Below are 19,309 nucleotides of genomic sequence, written 5' to 3' on the forward strand. Positions count from 1 at the left end.
GCGATGCGTGGCGGAGCCGCCTCGCGGTCCGCGGCGTACCTTCGGCTCGGGGCCAATGACGGCCCCGACACGGAGGACGCCAACGATGGCACCGACGACGACGGACATGGCCGCGCTCCCGCCGATCGAGCAGATCCTGGCCCGGTTGGTCGGGATGTACGGGGGGACCGACCCGAGCCCGCCGATCGCCCCGATGCAGGTCGGGCCGAGCTGGGACGACTTCCAGGCCGAGCTGCTCTCGCTGTACGACGCATCCCGGGCCCGATCCACCTGGGTGAAGATGCGGCAGGCGCTCCGGGAGTTCGGGCAGGAGCCCTCGGTCTCGACGGTGCGCGACCTCACCCCCGCCTCCATCGCCGGGTATCGGCAGCGGTGCGGGGCCGAGGGGCGGTCGCCGGCGACGACGGCCGGCCTGCTCTCCTACCTCCGCTCGGCCTCGGCCTACGCGGTCGCCCGGGGCTACCTGGCCCGCAGCCCCTTCGCCGCCTGGCGGGACTGGGGGACGACCAGCGAGCCGATCGGCGACGACGAGGAGGAGGGGGGTCGCGTCCGGCACCATCCGCTCGGGTCGATCGCCCGGGTCCTGGATCACCTCTCGGGCCACGCCGACACGTGGAAGGGGGGCCGGCTCTATGCCCTGGTCGGCACGGTCGCCTACACGGGCCTGAGGCGGACCGAGGCCCTGACGCTGAAGCGCCGGGACGTCGACCTGGGGGGGCGGGTGGTCCACGTCCGTCGTCGCCGCCGGCTGAAGCGGCCCTCGGCCGCAGCCCCGGTGCCGATGCCCGAGGCCCTGGCGTCGATCCTGGCCGATTGGGTCGATCGGGCGGGGTCGGACTGGCTTTTCCCCCGGGTCGACCGGCTCGGCCCCTGGCTCAACGGGTCGACGGCCTCCCGGCCGATCGGCGCCCTGAAGGCGGCCGGCGAGGAGGCCGGCGTCCCGGGCCTGACGTTCGCCTCGCTGCGGCACTCCTGGGCCACCCACGCGGAGAGCGCCTGGGGCCTCTCCGAGCTGGTGGTGCAGCGCGTCCTGAGGCACACCAGGCCGGCGACGCAGCGGCACTACCGCCACGCCGACCTGTCCAACCTCGCCGCCGCCGTCCGGTCGATCGACTTCACGCCGCCCGCGGCCTAGGCCACGACGTTCAGCGGCGTGGGGCCCTCCCCCCCGCCCCGGTCGTCCTCCCGGCGGTCCCGGTCCGGGCCGCCGCGGTCGGCGACGACGAAGCGGGTGAGGTGGCGGTCGACCAGCTCGGCGAGCACGTCGTTGCGGTCCCGCCGCGTCTCGACGCAGTAGTGCTCCAGGCGCTTCAGCGTCGCCTCGTCCCAGGTGATCGACGTGCGGACGCGACGTCGCGCCTGCGCACCCTTGCGTCTGCGTCGCTCTCGCTCCATCGTGCCCTCCGGCGCCCGTGCCCTGTCGCGGTCGCGCGGCCCGGACGCCGGTACCGACGCGACCCCGCGCAGCCGCACCAGGGACACGATCGGATCGACGCGCCGATGCGCGTGAGTGAAAGTGCCCCGCTCGGCCGCTCGTGCCGGGCCTGCGGCTGCACCTGTCGGTCGGCCTGCTGGCACGACGGCTGGGGCACCTGCTGGTGGGTCGGGCCCGACCTCTGCTCGCACTGCGCGATGGGGTTGGCCGACGTCGAGCGTCCCGACCGGGGCAGGGGAGGGGACCGATGACGACCCTCCCCTTCCCAGGGCCCGATCCCGGGTGCCCGATCCCGGCGCCGACGGTCGGCCAGTTCGTCGCCCTGTACCACAAGCACCGGCTCGTGCCGGTCGTCGGCGAGGCCTTCGCCCGCGACGAGTCGGGGCGATGGGGGGCCGACCTGCTCGGCCTGCTGCTGGTCGAGGCCATCGGCCTCGGCGCGGCCCTGGACCTCGACGACGCCGAGCGGCCCGGGGTGACCGACCCGGCCACCGGCACCGACCGCTCGGCCTACGACGCGATGGTCGCCGAGCTGCCCTGGCCCGAGCCCTGGCTGGAGAGCCTGCTCGTCGGCTGGGCCTGGGAGTGGTGCGGGACGCCCGCGCAGGACCTGGTCCCGGCCGGGGCGGTCGCCCCGGCCTACCGGCTGGGCCGGGAGGCGTCCCGGATCCTGATCGGCGCCACGCCGATCGTCCGCTCGCTGCGCACCGTCCGGACGCGGGAGGACTCGCGATGAACGGCACCCCCCTGTACGCGCTGGCGATCACCGACGCCGGCCGGCTGCTGGGCTACGTCGGCAGCCGGCCCGACGAGTACTCGGCGATCACCCCCGAGTCCGCCCGGAAGTTCGTGGCCGACGGCGACGCCTGGAGCTGGATCGCCGGCTGGGACGGGCCGTCGTGCCCGATCCGGCTGGAGCTGCTCGGCCTGGTCGGCCGGGGAGGCGGCCGGTGAACGCCAACCGCACCCTCGATCTCTACCGCGACGGCTACCTGGTCGACCGGCTGTGAGGGGGGCCGACGCGATGACGACCGACGCCGAATCCGCCCTCGACGACCCCGAGGTCGCCTACCGGCTGGAGACGTCCCGGCGGCTGCTGCGGTCGGCCGGGGCCTGCGCGCGGGGCGCGACCCTGCACCGCTCGCTCGGCCGCCTCGACCCCTGGCCGATCCCGGGGACCAAGCAACACCACCCCGGCGCGCGGTGGCTGGAGGGCGAGGCCCTCCGGCTCCGGGCCCTGCATCACGCCGCCGTCGAGGACGTGGCCGGGCGGTTCGGCCGCCCGGCGGCGGATGCGTTCGACCGCGCGGCGAGGAGCGACCCCGATGCTGCGTCCCGACGAGCGGATCGTGCTGGAGTACCTTGCGGCGGGGCCGGGGCCGGCCGACCCGATGGCCGCGGCCGGCCACCTGCGGGGCCGTCGGCCGGCCCTGGGGCTCTTCGAGGCGGCCCGGGTGCTCTACGACCTGGAAGACCTGGGCCTGGTCCGCCGGGAGGGGGGCCGGGCGGAGCGGGTCGCGATCACGCCGGCGGGCCGGGTGGCCCTGGGGCGCCCGGACGCCCCGACCCCGTGACGGCACCCGGCCCCTTGCCGGTCCCCTCCGAGGGCCGGGAGCACCGCATCCACGCCGGCTGCGGCGGGTCCGGGTGTCCCGGATGCCGCCACACCGGCTACGCCACGATGGGCCCGGTGGCGATCGCCCGCGTGGCCGCCCGCGTCGGCCCGGGGGAGGCGCCGGGCGTCGGCCCGCCGCCCCCGAGCCCGGCCCAACTCTCACTCATGTTCGACTGACGATGTGTCCCTGGAAATGCGAAGACGCCCCCTCCCGAGGTGCGGGAGGGGGCGTCGAGGGGGATCGAGTCAAGCCGTATCGCTGCCAGGCGTGCGGGCAGGGCCGGCCGACGCGGGGCGGGGTTCGGGCGGGAGCCAGCGGTCCTTGATCCGGCAGTCGAGGCAGTCGCGGGCGGGGCGGCGTCGGCCCCAGAAGGCGCACTCGACGTGGTTGCAGCCACACCGACTACGCATGGGGCAGAGGTGGGCCCTCCAGGCGTGCCGGACGCCGGGCGAGCCGGCCCCGGAGAGGTAGGGGGCCCAGGGTCGCGGGTCGGCGCTCACGGGCGGGTCACCACGCAATACCCGGTCAGCCCCGTCGTCGGGTTGGTGAAGCGGTAGCGGACGAAGCCGCCCGACCCGCCGAGGAGGCATTCGCCGCCGCCGACGACGTGGGTGCTGTTGCCGTTCCAGGTGTAGGGGTTGCCGAATCCGCCGGAGATGCCCCGGACCTGGATCGTGTAGATCCCGTTGCGCGTCTTGCAGGGGTCGAACCAGCCGTCGTGGCTCGCGTTTGCCGCCCACTCCCAGCGGTCGAGCCCGTTCCAGGTCATCGCGAAGGTCTGGCCGGAGAGCACCGCCCCCCAGAAGAGCGCGGCGGGCTCGAAGGTGATCTCCAGCGTCCCGTCCAGCGTGCCGGCGCAGCAGGGGAGGGAGATCCCCCCCCCCGCCCCGCCGCAGCCGCAGCACCCGGCGATGAATTTGATGGGCATGGGGATCAGGCGGTGCAGTACCAGCCGACGACGATGAGGGCCCCGCCCCACGGCGCGACCCAGCAGAAGGTGCCCGTCGCCATCTCGTCCTCGACCGGGTTGATGGCGCCGTAGGTGCTCCCGATCAGGTCCATGTCCGCGCCGTCGATGCCGTAGAGCTGCACCGAGCCGGCGCCGTAGGTGATCGTGGTGCCCGAGACGCTGGCCGCGGTGACCGTGGTGGTGCTCCGGGCGGGCATCAGCAGGCCGCCCCCCTGCCAGCGCCCCCGACGCCCGGGCTGGAGGCCCCGCAGCTGGTGCTGGACGTGGCGGGTGGCCTCGGCCACCTGCCGGGCCCCGTCCCTGGTGAAGCCGACGCCGGCCATCCGCTCGCCCCCGATCAGGTGAAGAAGGTGAAGCCGGCCTGGAACGACCGGGGCTCGTAGAGGTCGAACTCCAGCGCGACGGGGTCGCCCCCGGCGGCGAGCTGGGCCCCCGAGCCGTCGAGCAGCACCGGCGAGCTGGCCGGCTGGCCGTCGGAGGAGAGCGCCTGCTTGAACGACCCGGAGTCGAGGTAGCGGAAGCCGTTGTCGAGCTGCTGGTGGACCCAGGTCTCCTCGTTGATCTCGAACTCGTAGTCGATCCGCCAGTAGAAGCCGCCGGCGACGTTGGGGGACCACTGCCGCCGGGCCTTGGGCGCGGCCGCCTTGAGGGTCTTGGCGGCGAAGGTGTGGCCGCCGATCGAGACGTCGGCGTCGTTGACCGTGTCGCGGTAGAGCCCGGCCAGGGCGATCGGGTAGCTCGGCTCGTTGGTGCTGATCCGGAGGATGGGCCTCGAATCGTCCCGGACCACAGGCGGGTCGAAGACGTCGCCGGCGGAGTTGGTGATGACGCCGGTCAGGCCCCAGGAGCCGCCGTCCTCGGCCCAGGCCCGCTCGACCACGCGCTCGCGGGGGGCCCAGTCGATCGCCACCTCGGCCGGCTCCTCCAGCGGCGACTCCTCCATCGGCTCCCAGGGGCCGTACTCGACCTCGGCACTCCAGGAGCAGCCGTCCTCGGCCTCCTCCTGGACCCGGATCGACCGGATGAAGGCGCCGTCGTCGCCGGGGTGCGCGGCGCCGATGGTGCCGACCTGCCCCTCGACGAAGGCGAGGACCTCGGCCTCGGTGCCGGCCGGGTCGTCGCTCTCGACCTGGTAGGGGACGGAGTAGGACCGCTGCCGCTGGGCGTCCTTGGACCCGGAGCGGCCCTTGCCGGGGGGCTGGATGAGGGAGAAGTTGGCCATGTCAGACCGCCTGGACCTCCAGCTGGGACCCGGCCATGCGATCGATCCCGCGGTCGATCCGCTGGAGCGTCGAGAGCTGTCGGGTGTTGACGTTGAGCAGCCGGTCCTGCCCGCCCCCGTTGCGGAAGGCGGCGATGGCCGAGTACGCCTCCTTGCTGCCGAGCTCCAGGTTGGCGGCCGAGGCCTTCGCCTCGCCGCCCTGGTCGCCGAGCAGGTCGGGCCGGGCGATGCCCTGCTCGACGGCCCCCGCCACGGCGCCGGGCATCACGCCGGCCCCGGCCTCGACGGCCGACTCGACCGACTTGGCCGCGCGGGCCGCCTCGTTGGCGGCGATCCGGTCGGCCACCTCGTCGATCGACGATTGCAGGCTGATGAACTCCGGCTCGGCCAGCGCGGGCAGCTCGGACACGGTGGAGGTGAACCCCTCCAGCATCGGGGTCCAGTTGAACTGGAAGCCCTGGGTGGGATCCCGGAGGAAGGCGACCAGCGCCGAGCCGAGGTTGTAGAGGTTGGTGCCGAGGTTCTGGATCCCGAAGCCGATCGCGTTGAAGGCGTCGAGGGCCAGCTCCCGCCAGTTCTCGAAGGCCCAGCCGGCGATGATGCCGATGTTGGTACCGAGCGTCTGGAACCACGCGCCGACGTTCAGGAGCCGCTCCTGCAGCTTGATGGCGGCCATCTCGAAGAGGTCGGGCAGGTTCCGGAAGGCGAAGCCGATGGTGTCGACGATCCCCGAGACGCTGATGCCCAGGCCCTGCACGGCCCCCTCGGAGCGGCCGAAGGCCTCGCCGACGCCGGTGGCCAGGTCGCCGAGCAGGGTGCTGCCGATCAGCAGGGCGGGGGCCAGGCCGGTGCCGACCTGGTCCTTGAGGATCGTCATCCGGTTGCCGACCTGGGCGAGGGTGGCCCCGCTGGTGCCGGCGGTGATGTTGTAGCTCTTCTGGATCTGCTCCAGGGTGGCGAACTCGTGCGAGGACAGGCCGAGGTAGCGGTCGAGGGTGTCGACCTGGGCGGCGAGCTTCTGGATCTCGCCGGTCGCCTGGATCGAGTCGCGGCCGAGGACGGACGCGATGGCGACCTGCTGGCTCTGGGCGTCCAGGGTGTTGAGCGTCCCGAGGAAGGCCTGCAGCGCCCGGACGGGGGAGTCCTCGACCATCCGGGCGAACTGCCCGGCCTCGACGCCGAGGACCTTCGCGAAGCCGGCCCGGGACTCGACGTTGTTGAGCCCCATGATCAGGCGTTGGAGCGAGGTCGCCCCCAGCTCGGCCTGGGTGCCGGTGTCGAGCAGGGCGCCGGCCAGGGCGACGGCCTCGTCGGCCCCGATCTTCGCCGCGGCGGCCGAGCCGCTGATCCGCTGGACGACGTTGAGGATGTCGCTGGAGGCCGAGACGCCCGAGTCGGCCACCTTGTCGATCGCCGAGCCGAGCTGCATCGCGCCCCGGGTGCTGCTCAGCTTGAAGACGCTGTTGACCTTGCCGACCTGGTCGGCGATCTCCGAGGCGGGGATGTCGTCCATCGCGGTCGAGAGCATCGCGATGCCGCGGGTGTACTCGACCAGGTCGCCGGCGGCGATGCCGAGCTTGCCGCCGGTGATGGCGATGTCGAGCAGGTCCTCGACCGGCACGCCGGCCAGCTCGGTCGAGAGGCCGAACAGCTCCTGCTTGAGCCCCTCCAGCGCCGCCCCCTCCAGGTCGGTCGCCTTGGCCAGGCCGGCCATCTGCTTGCCGATCGAGAGGTGGGTCCGGAAGCTGGCCCCGGCGGCGGCGACGCCGCCCATCGCGGCCCCCATCGCGGCCAGGCCCCGGCCGCCGAAGGCCGTCGCCCCGGCGAAGGCGTTGATCGAGCCGCGCATGGCCCCGAGCCCCTTCTGCAGGGGCGCGGTGCTCATGGTGCCCATCACGCGGAGGTAGCCGACCGTCGCCATGTCGCGAGGCTCCCTAGATGAAGCGGCCCGTCGTCGGGTCGCGGCGCGGGCCGCCCGAGCCGCCGGAAGGCTTGCGGACGCCGCGGGACGCCTCGCGCTCGATCGCGCCCCAGAGCTCGTCGATCATGGTCTGGCGGCCCTTGCCCTGGAGCCGCTCGAAGGCGCGGCGGACCCAGGGGTCCGGGGGGCGGTCGCGCGACCCGTATTCGATGATCGAGGGGTAGAAGTAGGTGGTCTTCGATCCATTGGCCTTCGGCGTCTTGGAGTCGCCGAAGGCGGCCTTGAAGGGGATCGAGGGGATGATCACGTGCAGGGCGATCTCCCCCCGCCGCTTCTTGCGGACGGCGCGGAGCTTGACGTGGTCGCGCAGGAACCCGGTATCCTCGGGGGCAGACGCGATCACCTCGTCGAGGATGGGGCGCAGCCCCTCCCGGGTCGCCTTGCGGGCGAGCTTCCGCTGGATCTTGGGCTCCAGCTTCCGGAGCTTGCGGTCGATCGCCTTGTGGCCGGTGACGACCACGCGGACGGACCGACGTCGGCTGGCCAAGCCTCACCTCGCGTCATCTCGGGTCGGGGGATTGCAGGCGGGCGAACGCCGCCAGGGCGGCCCGCATCGCCCCGGGGGCCTGCGGCGCCCGGCGTCGGGGCCGGGGGATGAAGGAGTCGGGGGTGATCCGCCGCGCCGCCTTGCCGGTGCCCAGGACCCGGACCAGGGTGTCGCAGGTGATCCCGGTCTGGAGCCAGGGGTCGGGCAGCGGGTGCAATCTGAAGAAGGCCAGCCACTCCGAGAGGAGCGGGGAGCTGATCCGCTCGGCCAGGGCGTCCGGGTCCGGCTCGCCGAAGTGCAGGGCGAGCCGGAAGAGGAGCACCCGGAGCGGCTGGCGTCTCAGTTTCCCTCAAGCTCATCCACATCCGCTTGCGAGATGCGCGAGAGCTTCAGGGCCCGGGCGAAGATCGCGTCGACCACGGCCGAGTCCAGCCCGGCCAGGGCGGCGAGGTCCTCCGGGGTGAAGAGCGGCGTGCCGGCCGCGTCGCAGGCGGTGAGGACGACCAGCAGCTCGCGGGTGGCCTTGCGGTCCCGGGTCACGGCCAGCTCCCACTCGGCCCGCTCCCGGGCGGTGAGGGCCCGGACGTGGACGACCCCCAATCCCCGGGGCAGCTTCAGCGGCTCGGGGGCGGGCGGCTTCGCGGCGAGCAGCCGCTCGCGGGTCGCGGCGGGGGAAGGGGCGGGGACGGCGGCGGCGGCGACGGCGTCGGCACTCATGGGATCTCGGGTCCTCGGGGCCTGCGGGGCGGGTCGGGAGGGGGGCGACGGCGGGGCCGGGGGCGGCCGGCCCCGGCGCTCAGGAGCTGGTGCCGGGGGTGAGGGTGATCGCGCCGGTGACCTTGACGGTCAGGGTCGCGGTCACGTTGTCCTCGTCGTCCCGGTTGACCTCGTCGACCTCGAAGCCGGTGACGAAGCCGGAGAACTTGGCGATCGTCGCGGTGGTGTCCATGTCGTTGAGCGTGATCCGCCAGTAGATCGTGTTGCCGCTGGTGCGCAGGCCTTCGAGCGTGGCGTGGCTGGCGAGCTTGGGGTCGTAGGTGATCGCCAGCTCCAGCTCGCCGGCGTCGTATTTCTTGGAGCCGCGGAAGGTCTTGGCCCCGGCGGCCAGGTCGCTCGTCTCGACGGCCTCCCGCTCGGTGCCGGGCGGGGTGATCGAGATGAGCTGGGCGACGGCGGTGTAGGTGGTGTCGTCGGGGGAGGTCTCGAGCGTGGTCCCGGCGTGGGGGATGGCGGACATCGGCGGTGGCCCTCGGCGGTTCGGTTAGCGGTGGAGGAAGGAGAAGTCGAGGCTGATGCGGCCGGACCAGGCGCCGCCGCCGCCGGCGGGCGGCTCGGGCAGGTCCTGCTCGTCGAGCTGCCGGGCCGAGAGGGACCCGCCCCGGTGGCCGTGCCAGAGGTCGGCCAGGGCGGCGGCCAGGGCCGCGGCGTCGGCCGGGTCGTCGGCCCAGCAGTCGAACTGGACCCGGGCCCGGCCCCAGTCGCCGGCGCCGTCCAGGTGCCGGCCCCGGGCGTGGCCGATGACGGTGAAGGTCACCGCGGGGGTGCTCGCCCCCTGGGGGATCCAGCCCGGGTAGACCCGGGAGGCGGCCCGGGCGGCGACCGCGGCGTCGGCGGCGGTCCGCGCGCGGACCGCCTCGATCAGCTCGGCGAGGGTCACGTCAGCGGTCCGGCCGGGGGATGCGGTAGTGGATCGCGTAGTCGGCGACGATCCGCTCGGTCCAGTCGCCGGAGCCGTCGGCGGGGGCCTCGGGCAGGTCCTGCTCGTCGACCTGGTAGGAGGAGTGCACCAGCACGCCCCCGGAGGCCGTGCCCCGGTAGCCGTGCCAGAGGTCGGAGAGGGCGTCGACGACGGCCGCGGCGTCGGCCGGGTCGTCGGCCCAGGCGTCGAACCGGACCCGGGCCCGGGCCGAGCCGTCGAAGCCGTCCTCGGCGAGGACCCGGCCCCGGGCGTTGGAGACGACCGTGAAGGTCAGGGCCGGCCGGGCCGCCACCCCCTGGGGGACCCAGTTGGGGTAGATCCGGGTGCCGACCAGGGCGGCCAGCGCGGCCGAGCCGGAGAGCCGCTCGAAGACGATCTGCCGCAGGTCGACCCGGGCGATCCAGGCCAGCCCGAGGGCGGCGGTCGCGTCGGCCGTCGTCGCCGAGAGCGAGAACGGGGCCGTGCCGGCCGGCGGGCTGGCGTCGAGCACCAGGGCGGCCGAGGCGTCCGCCGCGGCGGCGAGGATCGAGGCGGCGGCGGGGGCCGGGATCGCGGCGTCGAGGGCGAGGCTCGCGGTCGCGTCGCCGGCGGCGGCCAGCAGGGCGATCGTCGAGGCCGGCGGGGGCCCGGCGTCGAGGGCGAGGCTCGCCGTCGCGTCGCCGGCGGTCGCCGAGAGGGCCAGCCCGGCGGCGCCCGGGGCCGAGGCGTCGAGCGCGAGCGTGGCGGAGGCGTCGGCCGTCGAGGCCGAGAGGGCGAGCGCGGCCGGCGGGGGCGCCCCGGCGTCGAGCGCGAGCGTGGCGGAGGCGTCGGCGGCGGTCGCGGCGAGGGCGGCGGCCGACTCGCCGGGGGCCGCCGCGTCGAGGACCAGGGCGGCGGTCGCGTCGGCGGCGGTGGCCGAGAGGGCGGAGGCCGAGGGGGCCTCGGAGAGCTGGCGGACCTGCGCGTCGGCGTAGGCCAGCGCCGCCCCGAAGACGGCGTAGACCCGGCCGTCGAGCCGGGCGAAGCCGGAGGAGGCGACCGGGGCCCCGACCCGGGGCGTGGCCCCGGCCAGCGAGGTCCCGGCGTCGATCGTCGCCGACGGGCCCGAGGGGGACCCGGCCACGAAGGCCTGCAGCGCCGTCCCGTCCCGGACCAGGCCGATCGTGACCGGGGCCCCGCCGGCCGGGAGGGTGGCCGAGCTGGTCGCCGAGGCGAGGGTCCCCCCGGACGGCCGGTAGCTCCCGACCACGTGGCCCGAACTGTCGACCGCCAGCCGGCAGGCGACGGCGCCCGAGGCGTCGGCCTCCTCGTAGATCACCGCCGGGTCGGTCGCCGGCAGGGCGTCGAGCCGGACCTTGGCCAGCAGCGTGAAGGCGGATCGGTCGCCGACCAGGCCGCCGGGGGTGCCGTGGGAGAGCTGGTCGTCGGTGCCGTCGAAGTCGACGTAGGGGGTGCCGGGGCCCGACCGCCAGGCCGGCCGGGCGGGGACGGAGGCCTGCTCGAAGGCCAGGCCGCCGACCCGGTCGTCCCAGGAGGAGACCGGGTCGAGGTCGTCGGCCGGGCCCTCGACGACGCCGTGGGCCCCGCCCGGGGCGCCGACGGCCGTCATCGCGCGGCCGTTGCCGGTGGCGTCGAGCCGGTCGCCGGAGGCCTCGTCCAGCTCGTGGAAGAGGACCAGGCCGGACTTCTGGCCCGAGGTCATGCCGCCGAAGGTGAGCCCGGCCCCGGCGTTGAAGAGGCCCGTCACGTCGGACTGGGTCAGGGCCCGGTTGCCCCAGAGGCCGACCTGGTCGATCCGGCCGTCGAGCAGCTGGACCCGGGAGGCGGAGCCGCCGAAGTTGGAGCCGTAGTCGAGGTGCGTCGGCGTGATCGTGCCGCCGAAGGAGCCGGTGGCGTCGGTCCCCTTGACGCCGTCGACGTAGATCGAGAGCGTGTTGCCGCTGCGGACCCCGACGACGTGGTGCCACTGGCCGGCGGAGAGGGCGGAGCCGACCGCGGTGGAGAACGCCGCCCCGTCGGCCCCGACGATGAAGTCGACCACGTCGTCCGAGCCGACCCCGAGGAAGAGCGGGATCCGGGACGAGGACGCCGTCGAGCGGTGGCAGACGATCCCCCGGCTGGCCCCCGTCGCGTCGAGGTAGACCCAGGCCTGGACGCTGTAGCTGGTCCCCAGCACGCCCATCAGCGAGCCGGACCGGGTCAGGTACTGGGTCGAGCCGTCGAGCTCGACGGCCCCCCGGGCGTTGACCCCGTCGCCGGCGTCGAGCCAGAGGACGCGGGCCGGGGCGGTGTCGAAGCCGATCGGCCCGCCGCCGGCGGCCCAGAGGGCGGCGGTGGCGTCGGCGGCGGTCGCCGAGAGGGCGATCGCGGTGCCGGTCGGGGCCCCGGCGTCGAGGGCGAGCGAGGCGGTGGCGTCCGCCGCCGTCGCCGAGAGGGCGATCGCGGTGCCGGTCGGGGCCCCGGCGTCGAGGGCGAGCGAGGCGGTGGCGTCGGCGGCGGTCGCCGAGAGGGCGATCGCCGAGCTGCCCGGCAGCCCCGCGTCGAGGGCGAGGCTCGCGGAGGCGTCGCCGGCCGTCGCGGCGAGGGCGGCGGCCGAGCCCGGCGGCGCCCCCGCGTCGAGGGCGAGCGAGGCGGAGGCGTCGGCGGCGGTCGCCGAGAGGGCGGCGGCGGCCGGGGACGGCGACGACGTCCCCAGCACCTCGATCCCGGCGATCGAATACTTCTGGCCGCTCGGGCTCGACAATCCGAGCGTCTTGGACCCGGCCGCCCCCGCGTCCGGCCAGCGGGCGGCGTAGACGGTGTAGCGCGAGGCGTCCCGGAAGTAGACCGCCTCGTACCCGTTGCCGGCGCTCGGGGCGGTGCCGTTGATCGTCCGCCAGGTGCGGGAGGAGCCGTCCCCGGCGTTCCAGTCGTTGTTGATCGCGACGAGCGCCGAGTTGGCGCCGGTCGTCGTCAGCGAGAGGCTCGGTGCCCCGGACGAGACGTTGGCCTTGGCGGAGTTGCCGAGCCCGTCGGAGCCGCGATACTGGAGGACCGACCCGCCGAAGTAGAGGCCCGAGGACAGGGAGCCCGTGCGCGTGAACGTGACGGCGAACGAGGCGGACCCCGAGGCGACCGCCGTCCAGATCGCGACCTTGCCGTAGTCGTTGCCCTGGACGACCTGCCGGCTGGTCCAGGTCAGGCCGCCGCCGCTGGGCGTGATCGTGGGCTCCTGGAAGCCCGTGTTGTAGGTCTCGACGGCCGAGACCGCGACCAGCACGTCCCCGGCCTGGACGGTGATCGCGGCCGTCGACTTGGGCGAGGTGGCGGAGTCCCACGCCGTCTCATATTCGCCGATGAAGTTGGGTGCGGCCACGGGGGCTCCGCGTCAGGGGGCGACGAGCTCGGCGAAGCCGGCGACGGGCGCGGCGGCGGACCCGCCCGACACCGTCACCCGGCACCGCTCGCCGGGGGCGAAGCGGGGGAGCAGGTGGTCGATGGTGGCGCCGGCGTAGGTCGTGCTCGACCGGCCGGCGGCGGACCACCGCTCCAGGGTGACGGCCACCTCCGCGTCGAACCGGACGCGGAGGGTGGGGCGGGCGGCCGTGCCGACGCCCGGCCGGGCCACGGCCGAGCGGGCGAGCCCGGCCACCGGGCCGGAGAGCAGCAGCAGCCGCCGGGGGGCCCGGGGGGGCAGGCTCATTGGCGGATCTGGGCGCAGAGCTGCTTGATCGCCGCCGCCGCCGTGTTGACCGCGTAGTCGATCTCGACGAACGCGGCCAGGGTGACGGACGCGCTCACCGCGCCCCCGGGGGCGTCCAGGAAGCGGAGCAGCAGCGCATTGGTCGCGTGGTCGGAGGCGACGGCGGGCGAGGAGGCGGCGTCCCTGGCCTCGCGCATCGCGTCCCGGATCGACTCCAGCTCGGCGATGTCCTGGCCGAGCCGGCGCAGCACGTCGAGCAGGTCGCGCCCCATCGTGGTCTGCACGGCCGAGTCGTCGACGTGGAAGTGGTTGGGCACGGTCGGGGCTCCGGGGGGGGGTGTCCGGCGTGGATGGGAGGGGGGTCAGGCGTCGAAGACGCCGGCCTTGGTGGCGTAGTCGAGGGCCTCCTCGACGGCCCCGACGTTGGGGGCCTCCTCGGGCGTGCCGGCGTGGACGACCAGGCCGAGGTCCCGGGCGACCTGCTCGGGGGACCGGCCGGCCTTGCGCTCGGCGACGACCCGGGCCACGGTGACCGTCGGGTCGGCGGCCAGGCGGATGCCCTCGCCGAGCCGGGGGACGTAGGTGAGCCGGGGGAAGCCGTCGAGCCGGACGGACCCGGGCGTGTGGAGGACCTTGAATCCGGCGGAGTTGGCGGGCATGGCGGTCGGGTCTCCCTGCGGTGGCCTCGGGCCAATCGGGTGTGAGGGGGGGCGGGTCAGGCGTTCCCGTCGGTGAGCGTGCCGGAGGTGAGGGACACCGCCCCGTTGGCGGTGATCGTCGAGTCGAAGCTGGCCTCGCCGGAGCCGACGCCGGCGGTGAGCTGGATCCGGTCGGAGTCGGTGCTGTTGGTGATCCGGACGTAGTCGGGGGTGCCGGTGGCGTCGGCCGAGCTGTCGGCGGTGGCCGAGATCGTCAGCGTGCCGTCGGAGTTGTTGGTGATCGTGACGGCGGTGAGCGTGGCCAGCAGGGTGCCCAGCGAGGTCGTGGCCGAGGCGGCCGGGGGCGAGCCGCCCGAGGCGTAGACCTTGAGCAGGCCGGTGTTGGCGCCGCCGGCGTCGACGATCGTCTTGATGGCGCCGACCCGCGCGCTGCGGACGGTGACGGTGAACTGCATGGGGGTGGCCTCGGCGTCGAGGGGGTGATGGGGTCAGACCGACTCGCGGCAGGTGAGCATGAGCTGGCGGGTCCGGCCGCCGACGTCGGTGTCCCGGACCTCCAGGATCTCCAGCGTCCGGCCCCCCCAGTCGAGGCGGTCGGCCGGGGTGACGGCGGCGACGGCCCGCATCAGGACCCGGTGGCTGGCCAGGGCGTGGACCTGCCGGGCGTGCTCCAGCTCCCGGCCGGCCAGGGGGCGGACCTCGGCCCAGCAGGAGGCCAGGTCGGTCCAGGCCTCGACCGGCTGGCCGAAGCTCCCCTGCGTGGTCGTCGCCCGGCGGATCGCGACGCGGTGGCGGAGTCGTCCGGCGCGCATCAGGCGTAGTGCCCCCAGCTCTCGGCGGCCAGCAGGGCCCCGACGCCGTAGGGCAGGTCGACCGGGCCGTTGCCGATCAGCGGGTCGATCGCCGCCTCGCGGTGCTCGTACCAGTGGGAGACGAGCAGGAGCACGGCCAGCTTGAGGGTCTGCGGGACGTCGGCCGCGTCGCCGTAGCCGGCCGTGAAGCGGATCGTCACCGCCTCGGGCCGGGACCGGGTCGCCGGCCAGCTCGTGCCGTAGGCGGGCACGACCAGGCCGGGCGAGCCGGCGACGACCTGGTAGCCGGAGGGGTCGAGCGTCTGCTCCTCGCCGGCGGCGTCGACGTAGGTGATCGAGGAGACCGAGGCCAGCGGGGCGAGCGGCACCGTGAGCGTGCCGTAGTACGACCAGGACCGCTCCCACGACCCGGGCCGCTGGGTGCAGGCCCGGGGGAAGCCGTCGAGCGTCAGGTCCCAGGCCTGGGAGACCAGGGCCCGGGCCAGTCGGGCCTCGACGAGGCGGCGGGCGGCGACGACCAGGGCGGCGATGAGCGTGTCGTCGTCGTCGACCTCGACGCGCAGGTGGGCCTTGGCCTCGGCGGTCGTCACCGGCTCCTCGGCCGGGGGGGTGGCCGGGGTGAGGCGGCCGTCGGGCTGGAGCATCGGGGTCACTTGCCCTTCCGCTTCGGGGTCGCGGGCCGGGGGGCCTCGGTCGTCTCGGGCTCGGGGCCGGGGTCGGTCTCTGCCGACTCGGGAGTGGCGTCGGCGTCGATCGGGACGGCATAGCCGCCGGCGACCAGGGCACGGGCGAAGGCCTCGGCCAGGTCGTGCTCGCCGGGCTGGAGCACGCCGTCGGGCCCGGCGGCCAGGGAGTGGAGTCGGACGCGCATCGGTTCCTCGGTGGGGGGCCGGGGCGCCAGGGTGCGACCCTGTGCGTTCCTCGCCGGTGGTGCGACCTCGGCCGAGGAGACAACGCCCCGATCGGGTGGAGGGGCGTCGGGGCCGGGGCCAGCATCGCCCCGCCCCGCCACCCCCCGGCTCAGGACGCGGCGAGCTTCATCCGCGCGAAGGCGGATTCGAGCACCGGGGCGCCGTCGACCCAGATCCGGCCGATGAAGCCGACCTCGTTGGTGGCGGCGTACAGCTCGGTCAGGCGCTGGATCGCGAAGGCGTTGACCTCGGCGATGTGGTAGTAGCTGAAGTTGCCGAACAGGCCGACGTAGAGGCCGGCGGTGAAGGTGTTCGGCGCGTGCTCGGACTGGTAGACGGGGAAGCGGAGCAGCTGGTCGGGCTGGCCGGCCTGGAGCCCCGGCTGCCAGAGGTACTGGTTGTCCGAGTCCTTGAGCTTGCGGATGGCCTTCACCGCGTCGCGGTGGAAGATCCAGCCGACCTTGTCGCCGACGAGGTAGCCGGGGTTCACGGCGTAGACGACGTCGAAGAGCGTGTCGGCGACGATCGCCGTGGTCGTGTTCGAGCCGGCGACGTCCCGGCCGGTCGAGATGCCCGAGGCGCTGGCGGTGAAGACGCCCAGCGGCTTCGACGAGCCGTCGGCGGTGAGGAAGGCCTTTTCCTGGGTCAGGCCGAACTTGTACCCCAGCTCCTGGCGGACGATCGACTCGGCGTCGCTCGACAGGGCCAGGGTCCGCAGCGACACCTTGGAGAGCTTGGAGAGCAGGTAGGGCTCCAGGTCCCGGCGGCCGAAGGCCATCGTGGTGTCCTCGGTGACCGCGGCCACCTCGGTCGTCCAGCTGGCGTCGGCCATGTGGGTCGGCAGCGTCCGGATGCCGAGCTTCTTGGCGTCGTTGACGGTGTGGACGGTGGCCAGCCGGCGCATGAAGACCATGTCGTCGACGACCTTGACCAGCTGCTGGGTCACCCGGGTCGGGGTGATCAGGTAGCCGCCCTTGGCGTCGGTGCCGATGATGGTGTCGCGGACCTCGGCCATCAGCCCGGCGTGCCGCTCCTCGCCGGCCCGCAGCGACTGGCGGACCTCGCCGGTGCGGAGGAAGTGGGCGAAGGCGGCCCGCTCCTCGGCCTCGCGGGCCTCGGCCCGCTGCTCGCCGCGGCGGTGCTCGCGGCGCTCCGAATCGATGCCCTCGGCCTGGCGCTCGACGGGCCGGTCGAGGTCGGACTCGACGGCCTCCAGCTTCTCCATCCGGTCGACCTGGGAACGCATGGCGTCGACGTCGGCCATGACGCGGTCGAACTGCTCGGTCTCCTCGGCGGAGAGGTCGCGGCCCTCGGCGTCGGCGGCGGCCTGGAGGTCGCGGGCCTGCTTGACCAGGCCCGCCCGCTCCTCGCGAAGCTCAACGGAAGTCGGCATGAGTGTGCCTCGGTGGGGTTGCAGGGTGGGGGATCGGGCCGGTCAGGAATCGGCCTCGGCCAGCCGCGTCAGTCGGGCTGCGCGGGCGCGCAGGGGCGTTCCGGCGGGCTGGCTCCGGCGGAACTCGTCGAGGCTCCGCAGCGCGGCGGAGGTGTCCTCGTAGGCGGGGTAGGTGACGATCGAGACGTCGTCGATGGCGGCCTCGGTCACCGTGCGGATCTCCACCCCGTCGGCGGGGTCGCGCTCCCAGTCGTCGCGCCGCTTGTAGAAGCGGAAGGAGACGCCGCCCATGTCGCCCCGGGCGATCGACACCAGGTAGTCCCGCGACCAGGTCGTGTCGGGGGGGTCGATCTCGAACCGCAGCTCGTCGGGGTCGTCGAAGAGCCGGAGCGTGCCGGCCACGTTGCGGCCCATGACGAGGTTCTTGTCGTGGTTGATCAGGGCCCGGACGTCGGCCCCGGATTGCAGGCTCCGCGTGAACGCCCCCGGGGCGAACCGCTCCCGGAACCGGCCGCGGTCGCTGCGCAGCTCCCTCGAGAGCGACCCGTAGCGGATCGCCCGGCCGACGATCATCGGCCGGCCGTCGCGCTCGGCCATGCGGACCTCGGCGTCGGGCAGGACGAGGCAGCGGGTCTCGACGTCGCTCATGGCCGGGCGGGCTCCGTTGCGGGCGAGCCCGGCCCGCCGCCGGGGAAGGCGATGCCGGCCTTCTCGATCGGGACGTTCTGGGCCTGGGTGAGGTGCTGTTCGCCGCCCTTGACCGGGTTGAGGTTCTCGGCCCGGCGGCACTCGTTGATCGAGCGCATCCCGGTGCGGATGGCGATCTCGTAGGACTGGTAGCGCTTCAGCAGGTCGCCGCGCAGCAGCGCGTCGACGTCGTGCTCGACGAAGTAGCCGCCCTGCCACTCGGACCGGGTGAACAGCTTGAGGTTGATCTCCTGCTCGATCGCCTCCAGCCAGCCGGTCAGCGCCGTGTTCAGGTAGTCGAGGTTGGAGGCCTCGATGTTGGCCAGGTGGGCCTCGGAGAGGTCGCCGTACTTGTTGGGGGGGACCCGCCAGGGGCGGGCGACGTCGAGCGACTGGAACTTGCGGCCCTCGACGAGCTGCGACTGCTGGGGGTTGGAGCTGGTGCCCTTCCAGGTCGCGCCCTGCTCCAGCACGGCCGGGCGGTGCCGCTTGCCGGGGCCGCGGTGGAGGTCGTCCCAGCCGGTGCGGAGGTTCGCGATGGCCTGCGGGTTGAGCTTCTGCGGCGTCTCGATCACGCCGCCGGGGTCGGCCCCGTTGGCGAAGTAGTCGGCCGCGTAGGACTCCATCGCGATCCCCAGCCCCAGGCCCTGGCGGAGCAGGGCCACGAAGTTCAGGCCGCGGATGCCGTCGAGCCCCAGGCCGGCCAGGTGGAGCACGTTCTCGGGCCGGAGGTGCCGGGTGCCGCCGCGGACCCCCTGGACCTCGTAGCGGAGCACGCCGTCGGGGTCGGCCAGCTCGACCTCGACGCCGTCGAGCAGCCGGACGGGGCGGGTCGTCTCCGGGTCGAGCAGGTGCAGCGAGTAGGGGGTGCCGCGGCCGGTCCGGCGGATCTCGTTGTAGCCGTTGCCCCAGAGCAGGGCGTGCAGGACCCAGGACTGCCGCCAGCGGATCGGCGTCGTCTCCGGGCGGTCCGGGCCGGCGGGCGACCGGGAGAGCAGCTCGTGATTGGGGTGCCGGCGGTCGCGGACGCGGCCCTCGTCGCCCTCGCCCCGGAAGACGTCGATCGGCATGCAGGCCAGGTCGGTGGCCAGGGTGTTGGCCGTGGCCAGCAGCGTCGGGAACGCCAGCGCCGTCTCCTCGGTGACGGCGACGCCGGCGGAGCCGGTGCCGGGCGGCCACCAGAGCTCCTCGCCGGCGACGGCGCGGGACTCCGGGGCCGTCGCCGAGGGGCGGGCCTTCAGGATGGAGGGCAGTCGCTTCGGCACGTCAATCCCCGGCGATCGTGACGGTGACGCTGATCGCGTTGGCGCCCGGGTCGAGCTTGAGGTTGTTGGCCCCGGCGGTGCTCCAGCCGGCCGACGCGCGGGTGTAGAGCGTCCGGGCACAGCCCGGGTCGACCTTGAGCGTGTCGTCGGCCGCCCCGAGGAAGCCGAGGAAGGGCGTCGAGGCCGCGCCGCCGACGGCGAGGACCTCGCCCGAGTCGGCCGCCTCGTTGTTGCGGACGTCGACGAGCTTGACGGCCGAGAACGACGTGTCGCCCTTGCCGCCCGTCAGGGCGGTCAGGTCCAGCGTCTCGGGGGTCGAGCTCGCCAGGCTGATGACCCGGGTCCAGAGCTTGGTGCAGGTGATCGCGACCGCCCCGCCGGCCCGGGTCTGGCTGCCGACGGTGCTCGACGGCAGCGCGATGGAGACGTTCCCGCCCGAGACGCCGGCGATCAGCGACTCGGTGCGGGTGGCCTCCAGCTTCGGGGTGATCGAGACGGTGACGCTCACGGG

28 protein-coding genes are annotated in these 19,309 nt (G+C 74.5%); 6 read left to right on the forward strand and 22 right to left on the reverse strand.

Annotation, left to right across the window (positions count from 1 at the left end; genetic code table 11):
- Nucleotides 1-85 precede the first annotated feature (85 nt).
- Complete coding sequence (locus tag ElP_RS09145) at nt 86-1,135, forward strand: tyrosine-type recombinase/integrase (protein ID WP_197446833.1); 1,050 nt, start codon at nt 86-88, stop codon at nt 1,133-1,135.
- Here the strand turns inward: ElP_RS09145 and ElP_RS09150 are convergent.
- Complete coding sequence (locus ElP_RS09150) at nt 1,132-1,395, reverse strand: hypothetical protein (RefSeq protein ID WP_145268569.1); 264 nt, start codon at nt 1,393-1,395, stop codon at nt 1,132-1,134. The genes ElP_RS09145 and ElP_RS09150 overlap by 4 nt on opposite strands.
- A gap of 105 nt (nt 1,396-1,500) precedes the next feature.
- Here ElP_RS09150 and ElP_RS09155 point away from each other — a divergent pair, with 105 nt between their 5' ends.
- The 5 genes from ElP_RS09155 to ElP_RS37755 all read left to right on the forward strand — a co-directional run bounded on the left by ElP_RS09155 (nt 1,501) and on the right by ElP_RS37755 (nt 3,227).
- Entirely contained in the window at nt 1,501-1,686 is a 186-nt protein-coding gene (locus ElP_RS09155) for a hypothetical protein (protein ID WP_145268571.1), read from the forward strand.
- Entirely contained in the window at nt 1,683-2,171 is a 489-nt protein-coding gene (locus ElP_RS09160; RefSeq protein WP_145268572.1) for a hypothetical protein, read from the forward strand. The genes ElP_RS09155 and ElP_RS09160 overlap by 4 nt, the downstream gene beginning before the upstream one ends.
- Complete coding sequence (locus ElP_RS09165; protein WP_145268574.1) at nt 2,168-2,389, forward strand: hypothetical protein; 222 nt, start codon at nt 2,168-2,170, stop codon at nt 2,387-2,389. Before ElP_RS09160 ends, ElP_RS09165 begins: the two co-directional genes overlap by 4 nt.
- A gap of 371 nt (nt 2,390-2,760) precedes the next feature.
- A complete protein-coding gene (locus ElP_RS09170) occupies nt 2,761-3,009 on the forward strand; it encodes a hypothetical protein (RefSeq protein ID WP_197446834.1) in 249 nt (82 codons plus the stop codon).
- On the forward strand, nt 3,006-3,227 hold the full coding sequence (locus ElP_RS37755) for a hypothetical protein (protein WP_197446835.1): 222 nt from the start codon (nt 3,006-3,008) through the stop codon (nt 3,225-3,227). Before ElP_RS09170 ends, ElP_RS37755 begins: the two co-directional genes overlap by 4 nt.
- A gap of 320 nt (nt 3,228-3,547) precedes the next feature.
- Here the strand turns inward: ElP_RS37755 and ElP_RS09175 are convergent, their stop codons facing one another.
- From ElP_RS09175 to ElP_RS09280, 21 genes are all read right to left on the reverse strand, one after another.
- Nucleotides 3,548-3,979, reverse strand: a complete 432-nt coding sequence (locus tag ElP_RS09175; protein ID WP_145268576.1) for a hypothetical protein — start codon at nt 3,977-3,979, stop codon at nt 3,548-3,550.
- A 5-nt stretch (nt 3,980-3,984) separates the two neighbouring features.
- Nucleotides 3,985-4,344, reverse strand: a complete 360-nt coding sequence (locus tag ElP_RS09180; protein ID WP_145268578.1) for a hypothetical protein — start codon at nt 4,342-4,344, stop codon at nt 3,985-3,987.
- A gap of 14 nt (nt 4,345-4,358) precedes the next feature.
- On the reverse strand, nt 4,359-5,243 hold the full coding sequence (locus ElP_RS09185) for a hypothetical protein (RefSeq protein WP_145268580.1): 885 nt from the start codon (nt 5,241-5,243) through the stop codon (nt 4,359-4,361).
- 1 nt (nt 5,244) lies between these two features.
- Nucleotides 5,245-7,164, reverse strand: a complete 1,920-nt coding sequence (locus ElP_RS09190; RefSeq protein ID WP_145268582.1) for a phage tail tape measure protein — start codon at nt 7,162-7,164, stop codon at nt 5,245-5,247.
- A 13-nt stretch (nt 7,165-7,177) separates the two neighbouring features.
- Nucleotides 7,178-7,711, reverse strand: coding sequence for an HK97-gp10 family putative phage morphogenesis protein (locus ElP_RS09195; RefSeq protein ID WP_145268584.1), 534 nt, complete (start codon nt 7,709-7,711; stop codon nt 7,178-7,180).
- A gap of 13 nt (nt 7,712-7,724) precedes the next feature.
- Entirely contained in the window at nt 7,725-8,033 is a 309-nt protein-coding gene (locus tag ElP_RS09200; protein WP_145268586.1) for a phage tail assembly protein T, read from the reverse strand.
- Nucleotides 8,034-8,050: 17 nt separating this feature from the next.
- Nucleotides 8,051-8,428, reverse strand: coding sequence for a hypothetical protein (locus ElP_RS09205; RefSeq protein ID WP_197446836.1), 378 nt, complete (start codon nt 8,426-8,428; stop codon nt 8,051-8,053).
- Nucleotides 8,429-8,507: 79 nt separating this feature from the next.
- On the reverse strand, nt 8,508-8,948 hold the full coding sequence (locus ElP_RS09215; RefSeq protein ID WP_145268590.1) for a phage tail tube protein: 441 nt from the start codon (nt 8,946-8,948) through the stop codon (nt 8,508-8,510).
- A gap of 24 nt (nt 8,949-8,972) precedes the next feature.
- Nucleotides 8,973-9,368 (reverse strand): tail completion protein gp17, encoded by a 396-nt coding sequence (gene gp17 / locus ElP_RS09220; protein ID WP_145268591.1) that lies wholly within the window; start codon nt 9,366-9,368, stop codon nt 8,973-8,975.
- Between the two features lies 1 nt (nt 9,369).
- Nucleotides 9,370-12,744 carry a LamG domain-containing protein gene (locus tag ElP_RS40570; protein WP_145268593.1) on the reverse strand — a complete coding sequence of 1,125 codons (3,375 nt, stop codon included), beginning with the start codon at nt 12,742-12,744 and terminating at the stop codon, nt 9,370-9,372.
- A gap of 12 nt (nt 12,745-12,756) precedes the next feature.
- Complete coding sequence (locus ElP_RS09230; protein ID WP_145268595.1) at nt 12,757-13,071, reverse strand: hypothetical protein; 315 nt, start codon at nt 13,069-13,071, stop codon at nt 12,757-12,759.
- Nucleotides 13,068-13,388, reverse strand: coding sequence for a hypothetical protein (locus ElP_RS09235; RefSeq protein ID WP_145268597.1), 321 nt, complete (start codon nt 13,386-13,388; stop codon nt 13,068-13,070). Before ElP_RS09235 ends, ElP_RS09230 begins: the two co-directional genes overlap by 4 nt.
- A 45-nt stretch (nt 13,389-13,433) precedes the next feature.
- Complete coding sequence (locus tag ElP_RS09240) at nt 13,434-13,730, reverse strand: hypothetical protein (RefSeq protein ID WP_145268599.1); 297 nt, start codon at nt 13,728-13,730, stop codon at nt 13,434-13,436.
- Nucleotides 13,731-13,786: 56 nt separating this feature from the next.
- Nucleotides 13,787-14,185: a hypothetical protein gene (locus ElP_RS09245; protein ID WP_145268601.1), complete on the reverse strand. Its 399-nt coding sequence runs from the start codon at nt 14,183-14,185 to the stop codon at nt 13,787-13,789.
- 33 nt (nt 14,186-14,218) lie between these two features.
- Nucleotides 14,219-14,542, reverse strand: coding sequence for a phage head closure protein (locus ElP_RS09250; RefSeq protein WP_145268603.1), 324 nt, complete (start codon nt 14,540-14,542; stop codon nt 14,219-14,221).
- Entirely contained in the window at nt 14,542-15,186 is a 645-nt protein-coding gene (locus ElP_RS09255) for a head-tail connector protein (protein ID WP_145268605.1), read from the reverse strand. The genes ElP_RS09250 and ElP_RS09255 overlap by 1 nt, the downstream gene beginning before the upstream one ends.
- A 5-nt stretch (nt 15,187-15,191) precedes the next feature.
- Complete coding sequence (locus ElP_RS09260; RefSeq protein ID WP_145268607.1) at nt 15,192-15,413, reverse strand: hypothetical protein; 222 nt, start codon at nt 15,411-15,413, stop codon at nt 15,192-15,194.
- A 149-nt stretch (nt 15,414-15,562) separates the two neighbouring features.
- A complete protein-coding gene (locus ElP_RS09265; protein ID WP_145268609.1) occupies nt 15,563-16,846 on the reverse strand; it encodes a phage major capsid protein in 1,284 nt (427 codons plus the stop codon).
- 42 nt (nt 16,847-16,888) lie between these two features.
- The gene (locus tag ElP_RS09270) at nt 16,889-17,494 is read right to left on the reverse strand and encodes an HK97 family phage prohead protease (RefSeq protein WP_145268611.1); all 606 of its coding nucleotides are present in this window, start codon (nt 17,492-17,494) and stop codon (nt 16,889-16,891) included.
- On the reverse strand, nt 17,491-18,798 hold the full coding sequence (locus tag ElP_RS09275) for a phage portal protein (protein WP_197446837.1): 1,308 nt from the start codon (nt 18,796-18,798) through the stop codon (nt 17,491-17,493). The genes ElP_RS09270 and ElP_RS09275 overlap by 4 nt, the downstream gene beginning before the upstream one ends.
- Before the next feature lies 1 nt (nt 18,799).
- The gene (locus ElP_RS09280) at nt 18,800-19,306 is read right to left on the reverse strand and encodes a hypothetical protein (RefSeq protein WP_145268615.1); all 507 of its coding nucleotides are present in this window, start codon (nt 19,304-19,306) and stop codon (nt 18,800-18,802) included.
- Between the last annotated feature and the right edge of the window lie 3 nt (nt 19,307-19,309).

It is taken from the genome of Tautonia plasticadhaerens (assembly GCF_007752535.1).
Taxonomy (GTDB): Bacteria; Planctomycetota; Planctomycetia; order Isosphaerales; family Isosphaeraceae; genus Tautonia; species Tautonia plasticadhaerens.